The organism is Citrobacter sp. B72, assembly GCF_016894305.1.
GTDB classification, from domain to species: domain Bacteria; phylum Pseudomonadota; class Gammaproteobacteria; order Enterobacterales; family Enterobacteriaceae; genus Citrobacter; species Citrobacter portucalensis.
In genome coordinates, this window is record NZ_CP069801.1 from 2,508,251 (window position 1) to 2,532,557 (window position 24,307).

Below are 24,307 nucleotides of genomic sequence, written 5' to 3' on the forward strand. Positions count from 1 at the left end.
TTCTCAACGGCTCAGGTCATGTAACCGCCCGCCAGCAGCGAACGTCACATCCGGTATCACTCTTCAGCAATGCCTGTTTCTTCTCACAACCTTGGGTTGCCAATGGACATCTGTCACGGAAAAAGCAGCCCTGGGGCAACGTTCGGTTTCCCGGTAGCTCGGTTTTACGTAACACCAAATCTTCCGCCAGCGGTGCGCCCGTTTTAGGGACCGAGTCCAGTAATAATCGTGTGTACGGATGGGCGGGGTGAGTGAGAACCTGTTGGGCATCACCCAGCTCAACAATTTGCCCGAGGTACATCACCGCCACACGGTCGCTCATATGGCGGACCACCGACACGTTATGCGATATCAATACGTAGGTCAGGTTTCTGCGCGCCTGTAGCGACACCAGCAGGTTGAGAATTTGCGCCTGCACGGAGATATCCAGCGCTGAAGTGGGCTCATCGAGGACGATAACATCCGGCTCTGACGATAGCGCCCGGGCAATAGCAATACGTTGGCGCTGTCCACCGGAAAACGCGTGCGGCAAGCGGTCGAGATATTCAGGACGAATCCCCACCTGTCGTGCCAAATCCTCGGCAAGCAAGCGTCGTTCACGCTCCGGGCTCCGTTTTTGGATCCACACCGGTTCGGTAATTATCCGCCACACCGGTAAGCGCGGATCCAGTGATGAAAGCGGGTCCTGAAAGACCATTTGCATACCGTTATGCTGCTTATCACCACGGCGAGAATAGCTTCCCTGACTGGGTTTCAACATGCCCATCAACAGTTGCGCCAGCGTACTTTTTCCACAGCCGGATTCGCCAACAATCCCCAGCGTTTCACCCTGGCGAATCTGTAAATCCAGACCGTTGAGCGCATGCACCCGTTCCGTAACCTTGCCAAGCCAGTTTTTACGCGCAGGAAAGTTGACATGTACATCCTGCAGCGCCAGTAAAAAATCAGACATGTGTTGTCTCCAGTTGCGGATACCAGCAGGCAGATTGTTGATCTGCACCTCCCTGACTACTTAACACCGGCGTTTCTTCACAACGAGGACCAGCGGCAAAGCAGCGGTCGCGAAACGCGCATCCGGCAGGTAAGCAGGTTAGGTTCGGCACGGTGCCGGGAATGGCGGGCAGCAATGTGCGCGGTTCGCCGTGTTCCGGTGCACATTTCAGCAAGCCGATGGAATAGGGGTGCGTCGGGCGTTGAATAACGGTTTGCGTCGGGCCACTCTCAATCACGCTCCCGGCATACATGACGTACAACCGGTCGCATAACTGTGAAACCACCGCCATATCATGGCTGATAAATAACACCGCTGTTCCGCTGGCGCGTGCTTTTAACTTCAGCAAACGCAGCACCTGCAGTTGCACCGTGACGTCCAGTGCGGTGGTCGGTTCATCGGCAATGATAAGCTCCGGCTCGCACGAAAAGGCCAGCGCAATCATCACGCGTTGGCGCATCCCGCCTGAAAGCTCAAACGGAAAACGTTTCATGACCTCCGGCGCGTCCGGAATTTGCATCTCTTCCAGTAGAGCGACGGCTTTCTGGCGGGCATCCGTGCGGCTTAACGCCTGATGATGGCGGATCACCTCCACCATTTGCTGGCCGATGCGCCGGGTCGGATTCAGTGCCGTCATGGGCTCCTGAAAGATCATCGCGACACGTGCGCCACGCCATTGGCGCATTTGTTTCTCACTGGCGTTGAGCACATCTTCACCCAGCAGCGAAACGCGTCCCTGGTGAATACGATAGCTTCCCTCCGGTAGCAGACGCATGGTGAGCATGGCGGTCACGGACTTACCGGAACCGGATTCACCCACCACGCCAACGATTTCTCCGCGGTTGATATGCAGCGATACATGGTTCAGCGCATGCACATCAGCTTGATAGCCGGGGAAACTCAGATGCAAATCTTCGATTTCCAGTACGGGTTGTGTCATGACTGTTTTCCTCCGGCTTTCGGATCCAGCAGATCGCGAATACCATCGCCAAAGAGATTAAAGCCCACGGCGGTAATCAGAATGGCGGCGCCGGGGAAAGCGCAATACCACCACTGATCAAGCACGTAATTGCGGCCAATTGCGACCATCGCGCCCCATTCAGCGCTGGGCTGCTGCGCGCCCAGACCGATAAACCCGAGCGTGGCGGCCATCAGGATCGCACTGCCGATATCCAGCGACGCCTGAACAATGAGCGGCGGCAGAGAATTGCGTAAAATGTGCCAGCTAATCAGATGCCAGCGTGAAGCGCCGTAGGTCCGGGCAGCCTGTACATAAGTAAACTGGCGCACCACTAACGTCTGACCGCGGGCGAGGCGTACATAGAATGGGATACGGACGATTGCAATCGCCAGCATGGCGTTAAACAGGCTGGGGCCCAACGCGGCGGCCAACGCCATCGTCAGCACCAGCGAAGGAATGGACAGCATAATGTCCATCATCCGCATAATTATCGCGTCGGCACGCCCGCCCATGACACCCGACAAGCAACCCAACAGTGAGCCCAATCCCCCGGCGATGCCCACTACCACCAGACCCGCAACGACAGATTGCTGACTTCCTACCAGAACGCGGCTGAACAGATCGCGACCGACTTCATCGGTTCCAAACCAGTGAGCGGCTGACGGGGGCAGCAGGCGCGCACTCAAATTGATGGCATTCGGATCGTGGGGTGTTATCCACGGCGACAGCACCATCAGCAGCAGTATCAATACGATGATGACCCCGCCAACCAGCGTCAGCGGGCTACTTTTCATCATCCAGAACAGTTTGGCCCAGTCCGTGCGGCGGCGTGCTGTCTGAGGGGCAGTCGGTGTTTCTTGTGTGAGCATCATTCAGCACCTCCACGTCCAATTCGAGGGTCTACCCACAGATAAAGTAAATCCACCACCAGGTTGACCAGCACATAGGCGAACGAGACCACCACCGCAAATCCCATTACCGCCGGGAAGTCGAGTGCCTGAATTGAGGTCACCACCCAGGCACCCATGCCAGGCCAGGCAAAGACCGTTTCGGTCAAAACCGCACCGTAGAGCAGATCGCCCAGCGCCAGGCCGAGGACGGTGATTGATGGGATAAGTGCGTTAGGCAATGCATAGCACAGCACGATGTACCAGCCCGGGAGCCCGCTGGCGCGGGCGGTACGTATGTAATCTTCACTCAGTTGCTCCAGCATGGCGGAACGAATCTGACGAGCAACGATCCCAAGATGTACAAAAGCCAATGTCAGCGATGGCAAAATCAGGTGCTGAAGCGCATTGAAAAAGACTTCGCCGTTGCCTTCCAGCAGAGCATCAATCAGGTAGAAACCGGTGACGTGAGCAGGTGGATCCAGCCAGTCGTCTAAACGCCCACCGCCGGGTAAAATTTGCAGATGACCGTAAAACAGCACGATAACCCCCAGCCCCAGCCAGAATGCAGGCGTGGAGATACCGGTAATTGCCATTAGCCGAACAAGGTGATCAAGCCAGCGGTTACGCCAGACCGCAGATAAAATACCCAGCGGGATACCTATCACCAGCGCCAGCAACAAAGAGCAGAAAGCCAATTCAAGGGTCGCGGGGAAGAAAATGCGCAGCTCATCCAGTACCGGACGTCCGGTGCGAATGGAAGTGCCTAAATCGCCGTGAAAAATATCGCTGACATAGCGAAAAAACTGGACATACAGCGGTTGATTCAGCCCCAACTGTTGGCGAATATTTTCGACAATTTCATCGCTGGCACGGTCACCCGCCAGCAGCCGCGCGGGGTCGCCAGGTATCAGGTGTGAAATAATAAAGGTGATTACGCAAACACCGATAACCACCAGAATAAGTCCCCAGCATCGCTGGCGTAAAATACTCCAGAACGTCATTAGCTTCCCCTTGCGGAGCCAGAGCGGCTCCGCATAAACGTGGCTTATTTACTCATGGTGGAGATATTGAAGACCTGTTCCAGCATGGGGTTGAATACAAATCCTTTGACGTCTTTATTCATCGCCAGCTGATAGTTTTTCTGGAATAAATAGACGTAGGCTGCTTCATCAATCACGATGGTTTGCGCCTGCTGGTAGTCATTGGTTCTGGCCACCTGATCGGTTGTGGCCAGCGCGCTGCGCAGCAGCTTATCGACCTCACCGTTTTCATAGAACGAACGGTTACCGGGCAAACCCTTCTTATCTGACTCAAACCAGTAGTTCATAAACATGTACGGGTCGGCAAAATCCGGACTCCAGTTGCCAATGGCAATGTCGTAATCGCCTTTGCCCACGCGGTCGCGCATGGTGGCGTTTGCCAGTTTTTCCAGTTTCACCTTAATACCCAGTTTGCCAAGGCTTGCCTGGGTGGCGAGCGCGATAGGTTCCCAGTTAGGGTCATTATCAGAGTACAGGAAGCTCAGGCTTTCAGGTTTGCTAGCAACTTTGTCCCACGCGGCTTTGGCTTTGGCTTCATCGAAGCTGTACTGCATGGCCTTATCGTCAAAACCCCACATGCCTTCAGGGATCGGGCCACGCATTTGCTTTCCATTGCCGCTCAGGATCCCGTTAACCATGCCTTTATAATCAGTGGCCCACGAGATGGCACGGCGTAAATCCACCTGATTGAGCGGGGCTTTACTGTTGTTGAGATACAGATAGGTCACGCGCAGCGAGGGATAATCCGCCACGTTCACTTTGCCTTCCTGTTTCAAAGCGGCAAGCTGGTCAACAGGCAGCGCATCGGCAATGTCGATATCGCCACGCGACAATTGCAGGCGACGGGAGGCGCTTTCACCAATGATTTTGACTGAGACACGCTTAAATGTCGGTTTTGTACCGGGATAATGCGGGTTAGGCACCAGCACCAGTTGTTGTCCCTTTTGCCAGCTCTTCAGCATGAAGGGACCAGATCCAGCCGTGTTCTGCGCCAGGAATCCGCGGGCATCGTCTGCGGCATGCTCTTTTAAGATGGCCGGGTTAATGATTGAGGCACCGTCATTTGCCAGCGTATACAGAAACGGGGCAAACGGCTGGCTGAGGGTAAATTTCACCGTGTTGTTATCAATGACGTCGACCTTCAGATCTTTTGGGAAAGCCTCCGCAGGTCCCTGACCAATCTTGAGCAAACGTTCAAAGGATTGCTTTACCGCATCTGCCGTTACCGGCGTTCCGTCGGCGAATTTGGCATCGTTTTTCAGGGTAAACGTCCACTCTTTCTGATCGTCAGAGGCTTTCCAGCCGCTGGCTAAATCACCTTCAACTTCCGTGGAGCCTTTGCCTCCGTCGGTTTTGTATTGAACCAACCGCTGGTAGGAGGGATAGGTGACCGTCCAGTCATTGTTATCGATGGTCACGGCGGGGTCGAGCGTCTGCGGATCGGCGGCTTTACCAATCACCAACATATCTTTGGGAACGGCAGCCTGTGCGGCGGGCAGGGCAAATGCTAACGCAACGGCTATCAGAGCGGGGCGGAAAAACGTGTTTAACGCAGGTGTAGTCTTCATAACCAGGCTCCAGAATTAAAGGGGATGTTGTGTTGTTATGGGCGTGACAGTGTAACAATCTATTTGATCGTCAAGCAGCGGGTAACGGGCGGCATCAGGTAATTCAAAATGCCACCATTCACTGTTAATACCGACAAAACCACCGCCAAACATAATGGCATTGAGCAGCAGGCGGTTACGCTGCGCTGCCGGAGGTACAGACGGGTGCCAGGCGTGGGAACGGTCGTGCATTTCATCAAAACCGGCCCCCATATCAAGGAGATGGCCGCGATCGTCCATCAACGTGACGTCAATGGCCGTACCCCGACTGTGATTGGAACCAATCGCGACATCGACAACATACTGCGGGTCGGGACAGGCATTCCACAGTATCGCCTGCGCCTGCTGGGGGCGATACGCGTCGTACACCACAAGCTGCAGGCCGGCCAGTTGCGCAATACTGATGCTTTTAGCCAGCGCGGTAACCGCCTCAGTGTGCAACAGACAACGCGCTTCCCGGTAGATTGGTGCGCCGGTAATGTTGTCGGCAGTAGCGTATTTAAGATCGATATGCAGCGACGGAAATATCACCGACAGATCGACCAGTTCTGGGAGTTCTGACATAGCACGTTTCCTGTTTATTGTTCGAATTGACCAAATTGTTGTTGTAACTGGCGATTGGTTTGCAGGCGTCCTGCGAGGGTGTCACCCAGTTGCGCTACCACCGCAGAAAGTAATAAGTTGAACAGACAGCTCACCGGTGCCAGTGAGTCCCAGAAATGTCCGGTGTCAGTTTTTACCTGAAGTAAATCAATGGAATAATCCCTGGCCCATGGGCACCACACATCGGTAATGAGCGCCAGCGGAATGCAGCGCTCTGTGGCGACACGGCAATATTGTCGCGAAATAGCGGAGTAGGCGCGCATATCGGTAATAACCACGTAAGGCTGGCTGAATCCCGAGTTCAGCGACTCAACCCAACTGCCGGACAGGCCTTCGGAGTAGCTGACTTTAGGTCGCAGGTATTCCAGGTGACTAAAAAAGGCGTTGGCGATCCCGCGGGTGGACTGGATCCCGAGGATGTACACGGCTTCCGCATGCGCCAACTGCTGTGCAATGCGTAAAAACGTTTCGCCTTGTGCGAGCTGGTAGACGTGGGTAATAGCGTCGATCTCCAGCAACAGCGACTGCTGTGCCCGATCCGGCAGGCTTTGTTGCTGGTGCCAGGAGTCCAGTCGTTCATTCATTCCCCAGGGCTGATACGGAACAACGGGAAGCTCACGCAGACTGGCTTTGGCATCCTCCAGGTTACGAAAGCCCAGTTTACGCAGATAACGTCCGACGGTAATGCCACTGGTTCCGGTTGCTTTGGCGATGCCATCCGCGGTTTCAAATGGGATCTGCACAGCATGGGCTAACAGCCACCCGGCCACGCGCTTTTCGCTGGGCGTTAGCTGGCTAAAGGTTTGCTCTATGCGGGTAAATAACTCTGGTTTGGCTGTCATTACCTTCTCGCTGTTAGTTGTCTGTCAGATTCCGTATCTCTGTTAGCGAATTAACAATGCAGGACGCGTGCCATGTCAGTAACAGCGGCACGTCGGCTGTTTTTGTTAAAAATAAACCGATATTTATTAACCAATGATCAACATTTGTGCAGCGTAGTTCAGTTTTGGTGCAACGGCAGAGGAGGCAGGGTATGAATCTGCTGATTTCGTCGGAACGATCACATTGTGGGCAACATTTATCCCTCAGACATAAGAATCAGTAATGGGAAATATAAATTTCAGCCATATCAATAACAGCAATCTTTATTCTTATGACTGTAGGGGTATTATTTTTCGCGAGCTACATTAACGGTGTTAAGCGCAAGTGTAGATATTATTTATATTATAAATGGAGTACTACAATGAATAAATTCTCCCTTTCTACAGCAGGTATTCTGGTCGCAGCGCTGTTAACCAGTGTCAGCGTCAATGCAGCAACAGATAACGCTAAAACTGAAGTGACTCCAAAAGGCATGAACTGCCAGGAGTTTATTGATTTGAACCCACAAACTATGGCTCCGGTGGCCTTCTGGGTGCTCAATGAAGACGAAGACTTCAAAGGTGGTGACTACGTCGACTATAACGAAACCGTTACGACCGCAGTTCCTCTGACCGTCGAACTTTGTAAGAAGCATCCGCAGAGTGAATTAAGTAAAATAAAAGACGAAATCAAAAAAGAATTATCTAAATAAGATTTAACCGTTATTAAAACCCAGCCAAAGTGCTGGGTTTTGTTATTTGTGACGCTGTCACTTATTTGTTTTGCAATACTTAAGAAAACTTTATAAAGATATAAACGCCTGTGCCGATACTGGATAAAAGTTAGCCTTTTGCAGAAGGAGTTTGTATGGCCTGGTATCCTACTCGTATTTCAACGCGTTTAACCATCGGCGGCATTCTGCTGCTTGCAGTAACGACCCTTGTTATCGTGGTGATTATGCTCTGGCGCGGTCAGCCGCGCGTCGTTGAAATCAACACCGCCCTGATCGAAGAAACAGGGCAAGGTTTAACCCGTCAGTTGAGTACCGTATTGTCCCGAATTGAAGGTGAGACCGTCAGCCTGTCGCGACTGGCTGAAGTGTTGCCTAACGATGAATCACTGTATCAAAGCGTCGTTCCGCATCTTATTGGTGAAGGTAAAGACTCGATTATTACCGGCGGCGGCATCTGGCCAGAACCAGACGCCTTCACCCCAGGTGTGGAGAAAAGAAGCTTTTTCTGGGCGCGTAATGCTGAAGGAAAGCTGGTGTATTCCAATGATTATAACGTCGAAGGATCGAGTGGATACCACAATGAAAGCTGGTATCAACTGGCCAAAGACCATTCACAAAACAGCTGTTTATGGTCTGACGTTTACCGGGATGCCAGTTCAGGCGTCAACATGGTGACATGCAGCGTGCCTTATCAACAGGCGGGCAAGTTTGCCGGTGTCGCTACCACCGATATCCGTCTGGATAACGTCGCCACTTTCATGCAGCAGCAGGGAAACAGCACCGGTGGTTACGCATTTGTGGTAGACAAGCAGGGACAAATTCTCTATTTCCCGCAGGCCGACCTGGCAAAATATAAAACCATTAACGATTTGGCGCAAAGCGCGCAGTGGCTTATCCCGGTGCAAAACGGTCTGAAATCTTTGCGCCCGACAGATGGGGTGAAGACTATCACGCTGGCAAACGACAACGTCCTGAATACCGCGTCACAGGTAATGCTGTTCCCGATGCCAGATACCGGCTGGGTCGTAGGACTTGCAACCCCGGAATCTCGTATTGTCGGTCTTGCCAAAGTGATGATGCAGGACGTTCTGGAAGTATTGATCCCTATCATGACGCTGTTGCTGGTGGGATCATGGCTGGTGGTTCGTCGACTGATTTCACGTCTTGATGATACCCGTCAGGCACTTGATGATATCGCGCAGGGAGAAGGCGATCTTACCCGTCGTCTGGATGTTCGTGGCAAAGACGAGATTTCGGCTATCGCCGAGGCGTTTAACCTGTTCGTCGATAAAATCTCGGCCATCCTGATCACCGTCAGAAGCAGTAGCACAGTGGTAGCGAATAACGCCGTTAGCCTGGCTGACAGTAATATGGAGCTTTCATCTCGCGTAACGCAGCAGGCCGCTGCGCTGGAAGAGAGTTCGGCGGCTATGGAACAGCTAAATGCGACCGTTCATCAAAACGCCAGCAATACACAACTGGCGGATGAGCTATCCGATAGCACCGCGCAAACGGCCAACCGCTGCGGCGATGTGATGCAGGGCGTTATCTCTACGATGGATAACGTCAGCGCCTCATCCGGCAGAATGGTGGAAATTGTCGCGGTCATCGACAGCATTGCGTTCCAGACCAATATTCTCGCCCTGAATGCCGCGGTTGAAGCCGCCAGAGCGGGCGATGCAGGCAGAGGGTTTGCCGTCGTGGCCTCCGAAGTGCGCACGCTGGCTCAGCGCAGTGCCACCGCCGCGCAGGAAATTAAAACATTGATTGATGAATCCGTTTCTCATGTTGGTAGCGGAAGTCAGCAAATTCACAATGCCGGTGAGCGTCTGGGAGAACTGGTCAACAATGTGCGTCAGGTGCGCCAGTTGATGGGGGAAATACGCGTTGCGGGTGAAGAACAACGTAAGGGCGTTTCCGAAGTTACGCTGGCCGTTACCGAAATGGACAGCACCGTTCAGCAAAACGCCTCATTAATTGATGATGCCGCAGCACGGACGCAGGCGCTGAAAGAGGAGGCGGAACAACTGGCGTTGCTGGTCTCTTCCTTCAGGTTACCTGAGCCTGGCGTTGCCGGATAACCACACCATATCCGGGTACAGACAATGTGCCCGGATAACTCCAGTATAATGGTCCTTAAGCAAGATTTTCCGGTTTAACTCCTTTTTATTGTGTCTTATTATACTTTGAATCATTCCCCACTTAACTCTATAATATTGTGTGTAAAGTCGTTTTTATCCCAATAAGAGCCAATATTATGGATTTAACGCTAAATACTGCAGCTGATATCGTCAAACTGCTTTGCGACAGATTGCGTAAAGAACGACTCGCGCAGCAAATGACGCAAGCTGATGTTGCCGCGCGTTCAGGTGTCGGTGTGAATACCGTTTCAAATCTGGAAACCGGTAAGAATGTAGGATTTGAGAATCTGGTCAAAGTCGCGATGGTGTTAGGCTATGGCGATGCGCTGGAGGGGTTATTCAAACCCAGGATTGATAGTCTGGATGATATTTTGCGTTACGAAAAGAGCGCGGCACGTCAGCGGATCAAAAGGAAAAATTCTGATGCCTGAGCAAGTTGATGTCTTCTATGAAGGCTGGGGTGAGAAATGGCTGTGGGGCAAACTGGTGTCTTCCACAGCCCTGACCGGACGTCCGTTGATCGCCTTTGAATACAGTGAAGAGGCCTTACGTAAGGGGCTGGAACTGTCCCGACTGATGTTACCGCTGAACGGTCCCCGTTTACGCAGGGATTTCCCGGCTCATCAGCTGGGATTACCTGGGCCAGTCTATGATTCGCTACCTGACGGCTGGGGTATGCTGTTGATGGACCGACTATTTAAACGCCGCGGGCTCAACGCAGCACGCATTGGTCCATTGGAGCGCTTAACCTGGGTCGGCAACAACGCGATGGGCGCCATGACATTCCAGCCCGTTCAGTCAGATTCCGAGACGCTGTCAAAAGAGGATGTTCCTCTCGCACAACTGGCCGCTGAGGTTCAGGAAGTCCTGAGCGGCGAAGGCGGGGAATTCTTGCAAAAACTACTCCAGATGGGCGGTTCGCCACAGGGAGCAAGGCCTAAGGCGTTACTTTATCGTGACACTGTCACGTCTAAATTCACCACGGCGCCGCTACCCGGGAGCGAAAGCTGGCTGATTAAATTTCCCGCCAGGCATGAGCATGCTGAGGTATGTGCCATCGAAGCGGTTTATGCTGAATGCTTGCGCCAATGTGGGATCACCACGCCTGATACGGCGTATTTCAATCTGCCCGGCGGACAGGCGGCATTTGCCACTCGCCGTTTCGACCGTGACCAGTCGATACGTATTCCTATGCAGAGCCTGGCGGCACTTACCGGGGCAAATTACCAGATACCCGGCGCTTTAGACTACCGGGATTTTCTGCGCGCCACGCAGATTTGTACCAATGATGTCAGAGAAAAGGCAAAAGCGTTCGAACGCGTGGTTTTCAACGTGGCATTTAACAACCGCGACGATCATCCGAAGAATTTTGCCTATTTAATGTCATCCGATGGAGACTGGACTCTGGCTCCGGCTTACGATGTCACCTGGTGCGAAGGGCCTGGCGGGTATCACCAAATGGACGTGCTGGGAGAGGCGCTGGATATCAAAAGAAAGCACCTTCAGTCGCTTGGCGTTCAGGAAGCTGAGTTATCTGCTGACCATGTGAACGGCATAATCGAAAAAGTCTGTCACTTTGCCACGGCATTGAGCGCCATCGCCAGGGACAAATACCCCGATCAGATAACGCAATCCACGCTGAAGACGATTCAGAAACAAATTGATGATAATGTCCGTCGGTTAATGTCCCGGTAACGCAGATACAGCCGCTACACTTAGCGAAGAATTAAATCTGAGCGGGGCAATGTTATGGCTGAATTTGTCTTGGGTATGCTGGAACACACGCCAGTTTGGGTGTATCTGCTGTTTGCCTTTCTACTTTACAGAGGGATTAAAGCCAGAACACCCGCCACCGTCACGCTGGAAAAGCTGGCGCTGATCCCGGCTATTTTTCTGTTCTGGGATATCTACGATTTAATCACTTATCGCGACCCGACCCTCATTACCTATATCCAGTGGACGATAGGTATTATCAGCGGCGCGATAATTGGCTACATATTAATTAACCCAGACCGTTTGAGCCGCAGTAGCGCACCGCGGAGTATTCATCGTCCGGCAGATTATTCCGCATTGCCATTTATGTTGCTGGCATTCGGCGTTAAGTACGTTCTTGGCGTACTTAACGCCATTGCTCCCGACGTTTTACGTCAACCCGCAATGAGCGCTCTGGCTATCATTACAGGCGGCATGTTCGCCGGCGTTTTTGTGGGGAAATTTACCCGCTACGTGAGCGTCTGGCTCAGACTTCCCACTCAGGACAACTATTAACGTCCCCAACGATTACGAATATAGGTCACGGCTTCCTGCGTTTGCGGTTGATTAAGATAATCTTCGCGAAACAGGATCGTGCCGTTGATGTACGGTTCGGATTCGTTTAAATCGAGCTGCTTTTTCAGTTCCGGCACACCGCCTTTTACCGTCCAGTCTGGCTCTTTTCTCGATGGTTCACCAACTTTATACAGCGCTACACCAATGTAGAGGCGGGTGTTGGTTGATTTCACGACATCTGCCCACCATTTTGCCAGTACATCGTAACGCGCTGCGTCGCGGGCAAAAGGCCAGTAGAGTTGCGGTGCAATGTAATCCAGCAAACCTAGTTGCACCCAACGGCGGGTGTCTGCATACGACTCATCATACGCTGCCGCGCCGCGCGTGTCGGAGCCCGCTGGATCGTGCGAACGGTTGCGCCACACGCCCGCAGGACTGACGCCGAATTCAACCTCAGGCTTGAGTTTCTTGATGGTCCGCGATACCTGGGCAATCAGCCGTTGCGTGTTATCGCGACGCCAGTCAGCCTTGGAAGCGAATCCCTGGCCGTATCTTCTGAAGGTCTGGCTGTCGTTGAGCGCAGAGCCGGGAGATTCGGTATAGAAGTAATCATCAAACTGCACGCCATCAACCGGGTAATTCTCAACCACTTCCGCCACGATGCTGGTGATCCAGTCGCGCACGTCGGGAATACCGGGGTCTAACACAAAACGCTCGCCCGCAGTGCGGATCCAGTCCCGATGCAGGACGTATACGCTGGACGGCGTCTGTGACAGCGTGCTGTTTAATTCAGTGACCGTCGAAGGTTTGGTGTTCACGGAAACACGGTAGGGGTTAAGCCAGGCATGAACTTTCATTCCGCGTTTATGCGCTTCATCGAGCATAAACTGCAGCGGATCGTAACCCGGATCCTGGCCAATCGTACCGGTCAGGGTATCTGACCACGGTAGAATCTTTGACTTCCACAATGCGGTCCCATCGGGCTTAACCTGGAAAAAAACGGTGTTAATACCAAGCCGTTTCAGGTTGTCCAGCTTATCCGTCAGCGCTTTTTGCTGCAGGCTGATGCGTACGGCAGGCGAACTGATGTTCACGGATGAGATAGGTGGCCAGTCTAGACGTGAAACTGTCGCCAGCCAGATCCCGCGCACTGGCTCCTTGCTCTGCTGTGGTTTGCTCACCGGAGGTAGCGGAGTGGTTTTGGGGCCAGGCGGTTGTGAAGAACAGCTGCCCAGTAACAACATACTGCCTACGAGTACAGCAAACCATTTCATGTTGGTCAGCGGTAGTCTGGCACGAGAACGGGCGAGAATCTTCGCCAGTTTTTTCTGATAATTTCCTGAAAAGAAACCGGATGCTGCCATCTGATTTTGCTCTTATTTCTTTTTATTGCGGCTGTTAGCCCAGGGATCGAAGGCCGGTTCGGGGGTGTTGTTTGAGGCCAGGTCATGCAGCGAATCAAGGTACAGCGCTTCAACTTCTGCCCGCGCCCACGGCGTACGGCGCAGAAACTTCAGACTGGATTTAACGCTCGGTTCATTTTTAAAGCAGTTGATATTAATGCGTTGCGCCAGTTCAGCCCAACCATAACGTTCAACCAGGGCATTGACCTGCATTTCAAGCGTTACGCCATGTAAAGGGTCTTTAGAAATATGAGCATTCATATGAAGTCCAGTTCAGTGGTTCCAGATTTTGTCAGTAGTGAGACGGAAAGAAGGTTACAAGAAAGCAAAGCTGCCAGCAACGGCAGAAAACGGTATGGCGCGACAAGCCGTACGCCATACCGGCAATGGATGGCTCAATACTCTTTAAAAGCCAGTTCCAGACGGGCAATCAACGGTTTAAACAGGTAACTCATCAGGGTTCGCTCACCGGTCTTGATCGTCACGCTGGCAGGCATTCCCGCTTTAATTTTGTAATCGCCCAGCAAACGCGCGCCCTCTGCTGAAACCTGTACTTCCGCAAGGTAGTAAGGCTGCTGAGTGGCTTCATCAATTAAGCGGTCCGCCGAGATAGTCAGAACCCGGGCCGGAACCGACGGCAACAGGGCATGGTTAAGGGCAGGGAAAAGCACATCAACGGTTAAGCCGGGGACTAGTTTATCAATGGCATGCACGGGTATTTTGGCATCAATTTGCATGGGTTGTCCGGCGGCGACAATATCCATAAGATGTTCGCCGGGTTGAATGACGCCGCCCACGGTACTGACTTTAACATCCAGCACGATACCGTTAATCGGTGAGCGGATCTCGGTGTTATCCAGCTCGTGACGGATGGACACCAGTTCATCCTCCAGCATCGCCACTTCTTTTTGGTTTTCCGTCAGTTCAGACTCAACTTCACGTAAATATTGATGACGCACCTGGTAGGCTTTAATTTTTAATTCGTTTTGCTGCGATTTCAGTTTGGCAATGTTAAGAATATCTTCTGAAACGCTGCCAGATATTTCAGCCGCCTCGCGCTCCAGCACCAGTAATTGCGCTTTGGGGTAATAATTCTTTTCGCTCAGCGCGCGAATAGCCCCCAACTCCCGGTTAATCAGAGAAAACTGGTGGTCGCGATAGCCTTTTATTTTATTGAGATTATCCGTTTGCCCAACCAGACCATCGAGCGTCTCCTCAATCATCGACAGTTCGTCCTGAATCGTTTTGCGACGCGTATCGAAAAGCTTGGCCTGCAGATTTCTGACTTCTGTCAGCCGTTTATTGCCAGAGAATTGCTGCGTCAGCGTCGTATTAAAGCGGATCGCTTCCAGGCCATCGCGTTCTGCCAACAGACGATCTTCGATACTTTTTGCAGAAATATACTGGGCATTTAACGCGCTAAAACGCATTTCGAGCTGCATTTTATCCAACCGGACGAGAACCTGATTTTTCTTCACGAAGTCGCCTTCTTTGATAAAGATATCCGTTACCCGACCGCCGCTCAGATGCTGAATGGTTTTGCGGTTACTCGATACGGTTACCGTACCATCAGCGACCACGCCCGCATCTAACGGAGCTTGCACTGCCCAGAGGATAAAACTACCGACACCAAGCACAATGACGATCACGCCCCGGATAATCGGCGACCAGATATTGGTATCTACGCCAGCAGATGCCGTATTGTGGGGATTCTTTTTCATCATCAGGCCTCACGTTGCTGTTCAGTCGTGGATGGAGAAGGCGTAGCCACCGGTTTCAGTACGTTGGCCTGACGCAAATGGGCAAAAACCTGATCGCGGGTACCAAACTCCTGTATGGCGCCATCGTTAAGCAGCAAAACCTTATTGACCACGCCGAGCAGCGTCGGGCGGTGTGAGATAATGACGGTAGTTTGTCCCTGTGTACGAAGGGTATTGATGGCTTTAACGAGTGCGAATTCCCCCGCGTCGTCAAGATTGGCATTCGGTTCATCAAGCACGATAAACGCAGGGTTGTTGTAAACGGCGCGAGCCAGCCCGATACGCTGTCGCTGCCCGCCAGAGAGCTGGTATCCGCCTGCGCCCAACAGCGTGTCATAACCTTGTGGCAAGCGCAGGATCATCTCATGAACGCCTGCCAGTAAGGCGGCGGCGACGATAAGCTCACTGTCATTCTGCGCGAAACGGGCAATGTTTTGCGCGATGGTACCGTCAAACAGTTCTACATCCTGCGGCAGATAGCCAATAGACGGGCCTAGCAGCGCTTTATCCCACTGACAAATATCTGCGCCGTCTAATCTGACTTTCCCTGATAACGGTTTCCAGACACCAACCAGAACCTTTGCCAGCGAGGTTTTCCCTGAGGCTGAGGGGCCGATAATCCCCAGGACTTCACCTTGCTCCAGCTGGAATGCGATATTACGCAGTAGCGGGGAAGGCTGGCCGGGAGCTGCGGCGAAGACGCTTTCGACGCTGATGTTGCCGTTCGGACGCGGCAGGGTCAGTACCTCTTTCGGTGCCGGATACTCCTTCAGCAAGGTTGAGAGCTGATGCCACGCGCTACGAAACTGCACGAACTGCTTCCAGCTGCCAATAACTTGTTCTACCGGGTTGAGGACGCGGCCAAGAATGATCGAGGCGGCGATCATCAAGCCCGGAGTAATATGGCCACCGATCACCAGTAAAGCCCCGGCACCCAGCGCAATAGATTGCAGCAACACCCGCACAAAGCGGCTGAGGCTGCTCAACCCGGCCGTTTTGTCAGCAATCTGCGTTTGTAGCGCCAGCACTTTGTTATGCTGCTCCTGCCAGTTGGACTTCAGGGTCGAGAGCATTCCCATCGCCTCAATGGCATCGGCGTTTTGCAGCTGTTTATTCAGTTTGCTGGCATTGTTAATGGTTAAGGCGTGCGCTTGCTGAATCGGGCGTTTGGTAGAGATTTCCGAGACCAGCGCCAGAATAAATAATAACGTTATTCCGCCGAGAGAAAGGTATCCCAGCAGGGGATGGACCAAAAAAGCGATGAACAGATATATCGGCGTCCAGGGAATATCCAGCAGAGCGAACAGACTATTCCCGGAAAGAAACTGACGGAGCTGATCCAGTTCGGCTAAAGATTGCGCCGGGTTGTTATCGCCGGTAACCATCTTTCTTTTAAATGCCGCGTTAAAGACTAACTGGCTTAGCTTTATATCCAGCCGGTTGCCAAGCCTGACCATGACCTGCGCGCGGGCGGATTCAATCATGGCTATAACGATGTACAAGCCGACAATCAATAAGGTTAGCATTAACAGCGTGGTGGTATTTTTACTCACCAGCACGCGGTCGTATACTTGTAGCATATAAATTGCCGGCGCCAGCATAAGCATATTAATCACACAACTAAAAAACAACAGCATCAGAAAAGTGGGTTTCGTTCCTTTTAATGCATCATTCAGTTCTGTTGGCGTATGCTGGCGCGACATAGTCTTCTCCTTATACGATCAATGAACTATTGCCATTGTTGCTGGCAAGGGTGGTGGGCATTTCCAGATAAAAGTCACCAATATTCACGGTGGTTGAGTTGACGCCCACCAATGTGATGGTATCTGTACCGATAGTCACAATGGTGTTGCCATTGTTTCCGGTGATAGACACGCTGCTGGCAAAATTACCCGCGTTGATACCTAACAAGACGAGATCAAGGAAGTCCTGCCCGCCGTTGGGGTTACTGTCAAAACCGGTAATTCGGTCCTGCCCAAAGTTGGCGCCAAAGGCAAAGATATCGCTACCGGCACCACCGTCCAGAATGTCGTTACCTTCCTGACCATTGAGAATATCGTCCCCGCTACCGCCGGAGAGGGTATCCGCGCCCGCACCGCCAATCATGACGTCGTTACCAACTCCGCCTTGCAGGTTATCAGCGCCATCTCCGCCATCGAGGAAGTCATTCCCGATACCACCAAACAACTGGTCGTTACCGCCCATGCCGAACAGATAGTCGTTACCGGTCCCTCCCGTAATGGTGTTCGCAATGGCATTACCGGTACCGATAAAACTACCGCTGCCGGTAAATACCAGTTCTTCCACGTTATCGGTGAGGTCGTAGCTGCTGAGGTTGGTTCGGACAACGTCCGTGCCGCCATTCACACCTTCGATAACTACATCACCGAAATCATCAACGATGTAGGTATCATCGCCCGCGCCGCCGGTCATACTGTCGGCACCAAGCCCGCCATCAAGCGTGTCATTACCGGCATCACCTTGCAGAATATCTTGCCCCGCCTGACCAGAGAGGTTGTCGTTTCCCGCACCGCCAATGAGCAGATCGTCACCTGCACCGCCGAGTAAGGTGTCATTACCGCCTTCACCGCGTAGGATATCGCTCCAGGCAGTACCGACGAGGGTGTTAGCCCCGTTGGTACCCACAATCAGATCGCCCACAGGTTGTGTGGTGGTCGACGTCAGAACAACAGGGGGGTTGCCTTCATCGTCGACGACGGTAACGACCACCTGCAACGTTCTGCCAACCATAGCCTGACCCGGCGTATAGGTGGCGGAAGTCGCGCCGTTAATGTTGACGAATCCGGTTGGCGAACTCATTCTCCATTGATAAGTGAAATTACCGCCGCTCAGACCATCGGCGTCAGCAATGCCTGAAACCACCGCGGTCAGCGTCAGGCTTTCAGTTGGGGTGAGGTCGTTAATTACCGGCACACCAGTCGTGGCCTGATTTCGCGGTAGGATCGCCTGAGTTTGTGCCGACACCAGTGTTTCAGCGTCACCCATGCGGTCGTTAAAACTGGCTACCACACGCAGCGGTGCGCCCTGAATAGCGCCTGGCACTCTGAACTCAACGCCGGTTGCCTAATCTCGCCATTGGCCGTTGACGAATGCCTGCCAGGTCATGGTAATGGCCACATCCGCCGCCAGGCCGTTACCATCCAGCAAGTTCGCCACGTTGACGCGCAGCAGGTCGCCCACCGAAGGGTTAGGATTGCTGATGGTAAGATCGCCCGTCGCTTGCTGCGCCGTCACCCACAGCTGCTTCCCATCGCCAAACTCCAGTTTTTCGATGTTCAACAGACGATCGATGCCATCATTCAGGTTCAGCGCGGCATCCGGCGTGGCGTGATCGACGCGCAAGCTACCGTCTGCCATACGGGTAAAGACATAGTTGCTGCTAACATCACGGTACACCGCGACGTCAGTTTCCGTGCCGTTACCTTCATGCAGGATTTCTCGCACAATCGACAGCTGATTCGGTTTCAGCGTGCCGGCCAGCATGTACGATTTCAGTTCGGCCATTCCTTCGGCGCTGGTGAGTCCTGCCATACCCGTAACGGCAATACGCACGTTGAGCCATGCATCACCATCAATGATATCGTTACCAGCTTTACCCATAATGCGGTCGCTACCACCACCGCCGAGTAAAATATCGCTACCATCATCAGGGTTCAGGAGCACCGCGTCCGGATTTGTAGAACGCTCTACGCCGAGAATAGCCTGTAAACCGGTGATCCGGTCCGCACCTTCCTGGGTCAGGTTGTTAGAGAGGGGAACGCCCTGAACAGGCGCAGTACCTATCGGCTGTTCTGTCCCGGTCAGGATATCGTCGTATTTCCAGCCCGACAGCCCTTCAACAAGATCAAAACGGTCGCGTAGAATAAACTCCTGCTGGTTGACAAAAATAGGGATCCCAAGGTCAGAGTTAGCGCCATTTGGGTCGCCTTTATGGATAGCCCAGTCGAAACCGGCCATGCCATTATTGCGCTGGATCCCCGCGCCCTGAACCATGATGTCGTCACCGGCTTCGCCATCGTAGTCGGTGTCGTTACCCTGACCGTTAAGAACATCGTGACCGATAATGGTACTGTTGAAGAACAACTCAGAGTTGTCACCCGCCAGCGTGTCAAACCCGTCGCCACCTTCCAGCCAGTCATCGCCTTCGTTGCCCATCAGGAAATCACCACCCGAGCCGCCAAGCGCAAAGTCGTTATCCTGACCCGAGAAGACCTCCTGTGCATCTTCGCCGACCACCACGAAGTCGCTACCGCTGCCACCAAAGACCAGATCGTTTCCGTTACCGGAGAAGATAACGTCATGTCCGGCATCACCGTGCAGGAAGTCCGCATCACCTACAGGCGTACCGGTATCGGTAATAATGTCATCACCGTCACCACCATGGACCACGTCTGCTTCGTCGCCGCCGTCCAGTCGGTCATCTCCGCCATCACCCCACAGACTGTCGATCCCTTTACCGCCGATTAACGTATCATTGCCTGCCGTCCCTCCAAGCACCACATGCCCATCGCCGGTATATTTCAGATACCCGCCATCGGCAAAACTATCGCCGTCAACATCCGCACCTGGGTCACGACGCACCAACAACGGTGAGAGCAGATCCTTCAGTGGATTTCCCCATTTCGGGTCGATTTCCGTTTGCAGCACGCGGTTCACTTCAAAAATATGGTCCGGTGTCTGGAACAGATTTGCGGGCAGGTGGGAGGATCCCTCATCGCCAAGATCGCTGTTACGCATTACCAGCGCGGAAAACGAGTTGGCCTCCAGTTCATTGAGTAAGTTCAGCCCCTGAACGCGGCTCAGATAGTAGAAACGATCGCCGTCCTGAAGCATTTCCATTTGTGTTTCAAAGACGAAGTTGAAGGTTGAGCCGAGCATGCCGCCAAATTCATTTTTGCGCTCTGCCAGCCCGCCAATCCAGAAATCGACCATATTCAGGCCGGTCTCTTTGGTTGCCCACGCTCCGGTACTGTTAAAGAAATCCATCGCATCCGCAGGCGGGGCATTGTTAGCATCACCAAACAACAGGAAGTTTACCGCTGCACGCTTACCTTCAAGGCTGGTGGCATTGAGGATCAGCTCATGCTGACCATAGGCGGCCATAAAGTTAATGATTGAAGCGGGATTTTTCAGGTAGGTAGTGAAGTCAGCCCAACTGGTATAAGGCTTCAGTTGACTATCACCGCTTAATGCAAAAAACTGCTCGCGGGCCTGGTTCAGCGTCGGCATTGCGGTGTCACGGCCACGGGCTATATTAAGCGCGCCTAAATCGAGGGGCAGGCCGATGAGATTATTACGCAGAGCATCGGTAATAAATTCATCAATTTCGTTACCCACCTGACGCGTCATACCACGCACAATTGCGCCAATAGCCTGATCGTCCGTGACGGTGGCCCCGTTGATTTGATTAAATGCTACCGGATTCAGGAATGCTGAAATTAGGTCAATATCGCCGCTTTGCATATCAATGTCGGTGCGCGCCACGGTTTCTGTCAGCATTGAATGCCCAAAACGGTAAACCACATGCGCAAACTCGGCAAAGATCATCGGGTTTATATCCGCCGTGTTGGAGAAAACAAACGGATCGACGGCGGGTTGTACGGTACGGGCAAACTCCTCGAATACGAGGTGCTGATATTGCATTTCCGTGGAGAAACGACCTGCCTGGAATAGGTACTCACCGTTCCATACCAGCGTACTGGTATCGGCAGGTAATTCCGTGATTTGATGATTGGGCATCAACCACTGATTAATGAGGTCGATATCACCGGTTTCCAGCAGTGTTGTTTTATATTGCTCAACCAGACGGTTATGCTCGCTGTGAAAAACGGCGTGCACCGCGGTTAAACCTATATTTTCGTTCCCACGCCCGTCACCGGTAATAAAGTGACGATCGAGCAGTTCGTTATCATAGGTTCCTGCCGGTTGCGCTCCTTCGCCCCCAATCGCAGTGTCATCATCTGCCAGCAGACCCGCTTTTGGCGCGGCAGTATGCGCAATATCATCAAGAAACGCATGGCCGGTGCGGAATGTTCCCTCAGGCAACAGACCGCCGTTGGCTTCAACCAGTCCCCCGGTGGTAACAATCTGTACCTTTCCATTTTCACTTAAAATCAAATTACCATAGCGATCCGTAGCCAGCAGGGGAACATTAAACACATCCTGATCGGTGAGTTTAATGCCAAGCAGAGTTTCAGCCTGGTTTTTAACGTCGGCCCAGGTCGCCAGTCCACCGTTCGCACCGCCTAATAAATTCCCGGTAGGCTCAGGTTTCCCATCAATAATGACGTATTCGCGGATGAAAATCTGATGTGAAGGATGGGAGGTGTAGGTTTGGTTTTGGTCGATGAAGGGGGTAGTCAGGTTTACTGTCTCTCGGTTTTCATCCACCGTTGCCCGGGTTAATAGCATAAAGTTTGTCGACGACCCTTCAACATATAAAGGGTCATCCGGCTGTAGCGGAATGAAAACGATACCGTTGCCTCCTTTGGGAATCAAATCCAGACCGTGGTCAAAAAACTGGCCAAAGAAGGTCATCCAGCCGTTAAAAGCAGGGGAGAGACCGATATCGGGAGACTGGTTAGGAATGGATAACGTTTCTCCGTCTCCTGTAATAGTCCCCCCGCCGGGAGCATCTTTTAACGCGTTAAATACCTCCAGTGCGGCTGGGTTAGATGCCGTTTGATCGGAAATTAAGTTACTAATAATACGTGGGTCGGCATCAATAACGGTGCCACCAATTTGGATATAACTGGTCATTTGGTCCGCATCTTGCCAGTTTAACGCGGTTAATCTCGGCATTGTCTGGTCGGCAGAGCCATATAACTCCTGACCCGGTAGAAGATTATTCCATGAACCATCTACCGTGCGAAGTCCATAAGGTAATAGCGGGCTGGAAACTAATTCTCTAAGCAATTCAGCATTAACGCTACCATCTGGGTTAGTTGCCGCTTCGGATATTTTGATTTGCTTAAGAATAAAAGCAAGATCGTGCAGGGTGACAGTAAAGTCATATTGTGAGGCCATAAGTCATTACCCCTATCTTTACCTGTATTAGCTATCATCACTCTTTTCTTCCGCTTACAAAAAATGACAGAAGAATGAGTCGTATCAGATACCTGATTGTTATTGCATGATTAAAAATCCATATTTTAAAAATGATGTATCCATGACCAGATTAGCGTTATTCTCCTGAGGATTAGTTAGCACAATAAGATATTCACCTCACTTATATATTAGGTTTTAGAGGTTAACGATCATCGTGCCCCATTGAAATCAAAGACATATTTGAGACACGAAGTTTTGAGAAGACAAGGTCTCCTCAAGGCTGTAAAGGTTTTACTTTTTAAACCACATATTACAGTTATGTGATGATCATAACTATGGTTTTTCCGTTGGCGACTTCACTCATACTTTTTTATGAAAAGATTAAATTTTCATTTCTTTACATTAGAATTTATGACAAATCACTTATTAAGAAGAGTTCTCATTAAGTCGACTTTTAAGATGTCGTTGTGTTGAATTATAAAATTTAATATTGGATAAAATTTAACACGACATCATTCCTGATGCCTGATTATGCTATTAGCATAAATCAATACCGTGTGATAGCTGACCCTACGTTTAGTAAAGAACGACCTCTCCAAACAGGTAATACAATGAAAAAAAATATAATTTTTCTCTCCGGGATGATCTTTTCATCGGTCGATCACGCCAGTGCGCTCTATTTCTATGAAATCGGAACGGAGGATACCGCACTGGCTGGTGCAGGGCAGGCCGCTCGTGCTCAGGATGCCTCTACGCTGTTAACAAACCCTGCGGGGATGACTCGTTTACCTGACCATATGGTCACCGGAGGATTACAGGCGATGGGCGGAGATATTCCCTATACGCTGAATAATACGACAGATGGCAGACAAAGCCCCGGTAATGTAATGACGCTTTTCCCCAATGCCAGCATGTTTTATACGCAACGGCTGAGTGATACCGTTTCTGCCGGTTTGGGTTTGTACGGCAACTATGGGTTAGGTATCGACTTCGGCAACTGGGCAGGGGCTCGGTTAATTAAACAAAGTACCATGGTTGCGATGACGCTGAGTCCCGCCGTTGCATGGAAACTAAGTGATAAGGTGTCGGTTGGCGCAGCTGCAGGGCTAAACTATGGTTTTCTGTCGCTAAGCAGAGATGTCGATGGCCACGATGAGAAACAAAGCGATCATGACTGGGCGATGAATTACCACCTTGGGTTATTAATGGACATAACTGACAATACTCGGGCGGGTGTAACCTGGACCAGCAAGACTGATTATCATTTTAATATAGACGGGACAGCGCGTTTTCCCAATATACCTAATATTGGATATGATCTGCCGATCTCCACACAGGTCCGTGCTCCGCAGCAGGTGATGTTTAGTCTGGTTCACGATATCAACAGGCAGTGGTCAGTGATGGGCGATCTTGGCTGGCAGGACTGGAGTCAGTTTGGCAGCCCGCAGATTACAATAAATGGTCAGCAAAGCGATCGTGATAATCGTCTGAAAGATACATGGCATACAGCGCTGGGCGTGCAATATCATCCCGATGAGCAGTGGCGCATTAATGCCGGTATTGCATATGACAGTTCACCGTACAAATCGCAAAGTGATGTAGCGCTTTCGATGCCAACCGGCGATGAATGGCGACTTGCCACCGGTGCACAGTACCAGATTACGCCAGCCAGCAATATTGGCGTTGCCGTTGAGTATTTGCACATGCAGTCGTCCAACGTCAAATCTGATATCTTTGCAGGCCAATATAAGAACCCGTGGTTATGGTTTGCCAGTGTCAACTACAGCTATCAATTCTAGCGCCGTTATTCCCGATTAAATATCTCACGAATTGTTAATAGTCACCATAGCGGATTATCTATCCGGCGGTGTCTGGCGACCATCTGCTGGTGGTCTTATCACTCACGCTCGTTTAAATAAAAATAAATTTGTACTTTTATTATTGAGCAATTTATGGTTTTAATATGAATCTGTACTACCTT

General features: G+C 51.8%; 17 protein-coding genes and 1 pseudogene. 6 read left to right on the forward strand and 12 right to left on the reverse strand.

Annotation, left to right across the window (positions count from 1 at the left end; all coding sequences use genetic code 11):
• Nucleotides 1-16 precede the first annotated feature (16 nt).
• From JQN59_RS11960 to JQN59_RS11990, 7 genes are read right to left on the reverse strand one after another with little or no spacing between them, the layout of a single operon-like run.
• A complete protein-coding gene (locus tag JQN59_RS11960) occupies nt 17-952 on the reverse strand; it encodes an ABC transporter ATP-binding protein (RefSeq protein ID WP_149607232.1) in 936 nt (311 codons plus the stop codon).
• Nucleotides 945-1,931, reverse strand: a complete 987-nt coding sequence (locus tag JQN59_RS11965) for an ABC transporter ATP-binding protein (protein ID WP_048214188.1) — start codon at nt 1,929-1,931, stop codon at nt 945-947. The genes JQN59_RS11960 and JQN59_RS11965 overlap by 8 nt, the downstream gene beginning before the upstream one ends.
• Complete coding sequence (ddpC, locus tag JQN59_RS11970; protein ID WP_003832993.1) at nt 1,928-2,824, reverse strand: D,D-dipeptide ABC transporter permease; 897 nt, start codon at nt 2,822-2,824, stop codon at nt 1,928-1,930. Before ddpC ends, JQN59_RS11965 begins: the two co-directional genes overlap by 4 nt.
• Nucleotides 2,821-3,843: an ABC transporter permease gene (locus tag JQN59_RS11975; RefSeq protein ID WP_003020008.1), complete on the reverse strand. Its 1,023-nt coding sequence runs from the start codon at nt 3,841-3,843 to the stop codon at nt 2,821-2,823. The genes ddpC and JQN59_RS11975 overlap by 4 nt, the downstream gene beginning before the upstream one ends.
• 44 nt (nt 3,844-3,887) lie before the next feature.
• Nucleotides 3,888-5,450 (reverse strand): ABC transporter substrate-binding protein, encoded by a 1,563-nt coding sequence (locus tag JQN59_RS11980; protein WP_048214191.1) that lies wholly within the window; start codon nt 5,448-5,450, stop codon nt 3,888-3,890.
• Between the two features lie 15 nt (nt 5,451-5,465).
• Nucleotides 5,466-6,053: a D-alanyl-D-alanine dipeptidase gene (gene ddpX / locus JQN59_RS11985; protein WP_003832991.1), complete on the reverse strand. Its 588-nt coding sequence runs from the start codon at nt 6,051-6,053 to the stop codon at nt 5,466-5,468.
• A 14-nt stretch (nt 6,054-6,067) separates the two neighbouring features.
• Complete coding sequence (locus JQN59_RS11990) at nt 6,068-6,934, reverse strand: MurR/RpiR family transcriptional regulator (protein ID WP_048226494.1); 867 nt, start codon at nt 6,932-6,934, stop codon at nt 6,068-6,070.
• A gap of 401 nt (nt 6,935-7,335) precedes the next feature.
• Here JQN59_RS11990 and hdeB point away from each other — a divergent pair, with 401 nt between their 5' ends.
• The 5 genes from hdeB (at nt 7,336) to JQN59_RS12015 (ending at nt 12,095) form a co-directional block, all read left to right on the forward strand.
• Nucleotides 7,336-7,665: an acid-activated periplasmic chaperone HdeB gene (gene hdeB, locus JQN59_RS11995; protein WP_003019999.1), complete on the forward strand. Its 330-nt coding sequence runs from the start codon at nt 7,336-7,338 to the stop codon at nt 7,663-7,665.
• Between the two features lie 155 nt (nt 7,666-7,820).
• Nucleotides 7,821-9,767, forward strand: coding sequence for a methyl-accepting chemotaxis protein (locus tag JQN59_RS12000; protein ID WP_149607231.1), 1,947 nt, complete (start codon nt 7,821-7,823; stop codon nt 9,765-9,767).
• 176 nt (nt 9,768-9,943) lie between these two features.
• Nucleotides 9,944-10,258 (forward strand): helix-turn-helix domain-containing protein, encoded by a 315-nt coding sequence (locus tag JQN59_RS12005; protein WP_048214194.1) that lies wholly within the window; start codon nt 9,944-9,946, stop codon nt 10,256-10,258.
• Nucleotides 10,251-11,522: a type II toxin-antitoxin system HipA family toxin gene (locus JQN59_RS12010; protein WP_048214195.1), complete on the forward strand. Its 1,272-nt coding sequence runs from the start codon at nt 10,251-10,253 to the stop codon at nt 11,520-11,522. Before JQN59_RS12005 ends, JQN59_RS12010 begins: the two co-directional genes overlap by 8 nt.
• Nucleotides 11,523-11,576: 54 nt before the next feature.
• Complete coding sequence (locus JQN59_RS12015; protein WP_071446395.1) at nt 11,577-12,095, forward strand: hypothetical protein; 519 nt, start codon at nt 11,577-11,579, stop codon at nt 12,093-12,095.
• On the opposite strand, the gene JQN59_RS12020 is transcribed toward JQN59_RS12015, so the two are convergent.
• The 5 genes and pseudogenes from JQN59_RS12020 to JQN59_RS12040 form a co-directional block, all read right to left on the reverse strand.
• Nucleotides 12,092-13,459: a glycoside hydrolase family 10 protein gene (locus tag JQN59_RS12020; RefSeq protein WP_032943455.1), complete on the reverse strand. Its 1,368-nt coding sequence runs from the start codon at nt 13,457-13,459 to the stop codon at nt 12,092-12,094. The genes JQN59_RS12015 and JQN59_RS12020 overlap by 4 nt on opposite strands.
• Nucleotides 13,460-13,471: 12 nt before the next feature.
• Nucleotides 13,472-13,759: a VF530 family DNA-binding protein gene (locus tag JQN59_RS12025; protein ID WP_032943454.1), complete on the reverse strand. Its 288-nt coding sequence runs from the start codon at nt 13,757-13,759 to the stop codon at nt 13,472-13,474.
• Between the two features lie 134 nt (nt 13,760-13,893).
• On the reverse strand, nt 13,894-15,222 hold the full coding sequence (locus JQN59_RS12030; RefSeq protein WP_188110081.1) for an HlyD family type I secretion periplasmic adaptor subunit: 1,329 nt from the start codon (nt 15,220-15,222) through the stop codon (nt 13,894-13,896).
• Nucleotides 15,222-16,961 carry a type I secretion system permease/ATPase gene (locus JQN59_RS12035; protein ID WP_149607229.1) on the reverse strand — a complete coding sequence of 580 codons (1,740 nt, stop codon included), beginning with the start codon at nt 16,959-16,961 and terminating at the stop codon, nt 15,222-15,224. The genes JQN59_RS12030 and JQN59_RS12035 overlap by 1 nt, the downstream gene beginning before the upstream one ends.
• 10 nt (nt 16,962-16,971) lie before the next feature.
• Nucleotides 16,972-22,305, reverse strand: a pseudogene (locus JQN59_RS12040) (peroxidase family protein).
• 632 nt (nt 22,306-22,937) lie between these two features.
• Here JQN59_RS12040 and JQN59_RS12045 point away from each other — a divergent pair.
• The gene (locus JQN59_RS12045) at nt 22,938-24,125 is read left to right on the forward strand and encodes an OmpP1/FadL family transporter (protein ID WP_149607227.1); all 1,188 of its coding nucleotides are present in this window, start codon (nt 22,938-22,940) and stop codon (nt 24,123-24,125) included.
• The last annotated feature ends 182 nt before the right edge of the window (nt 24,126-24,307 follow it).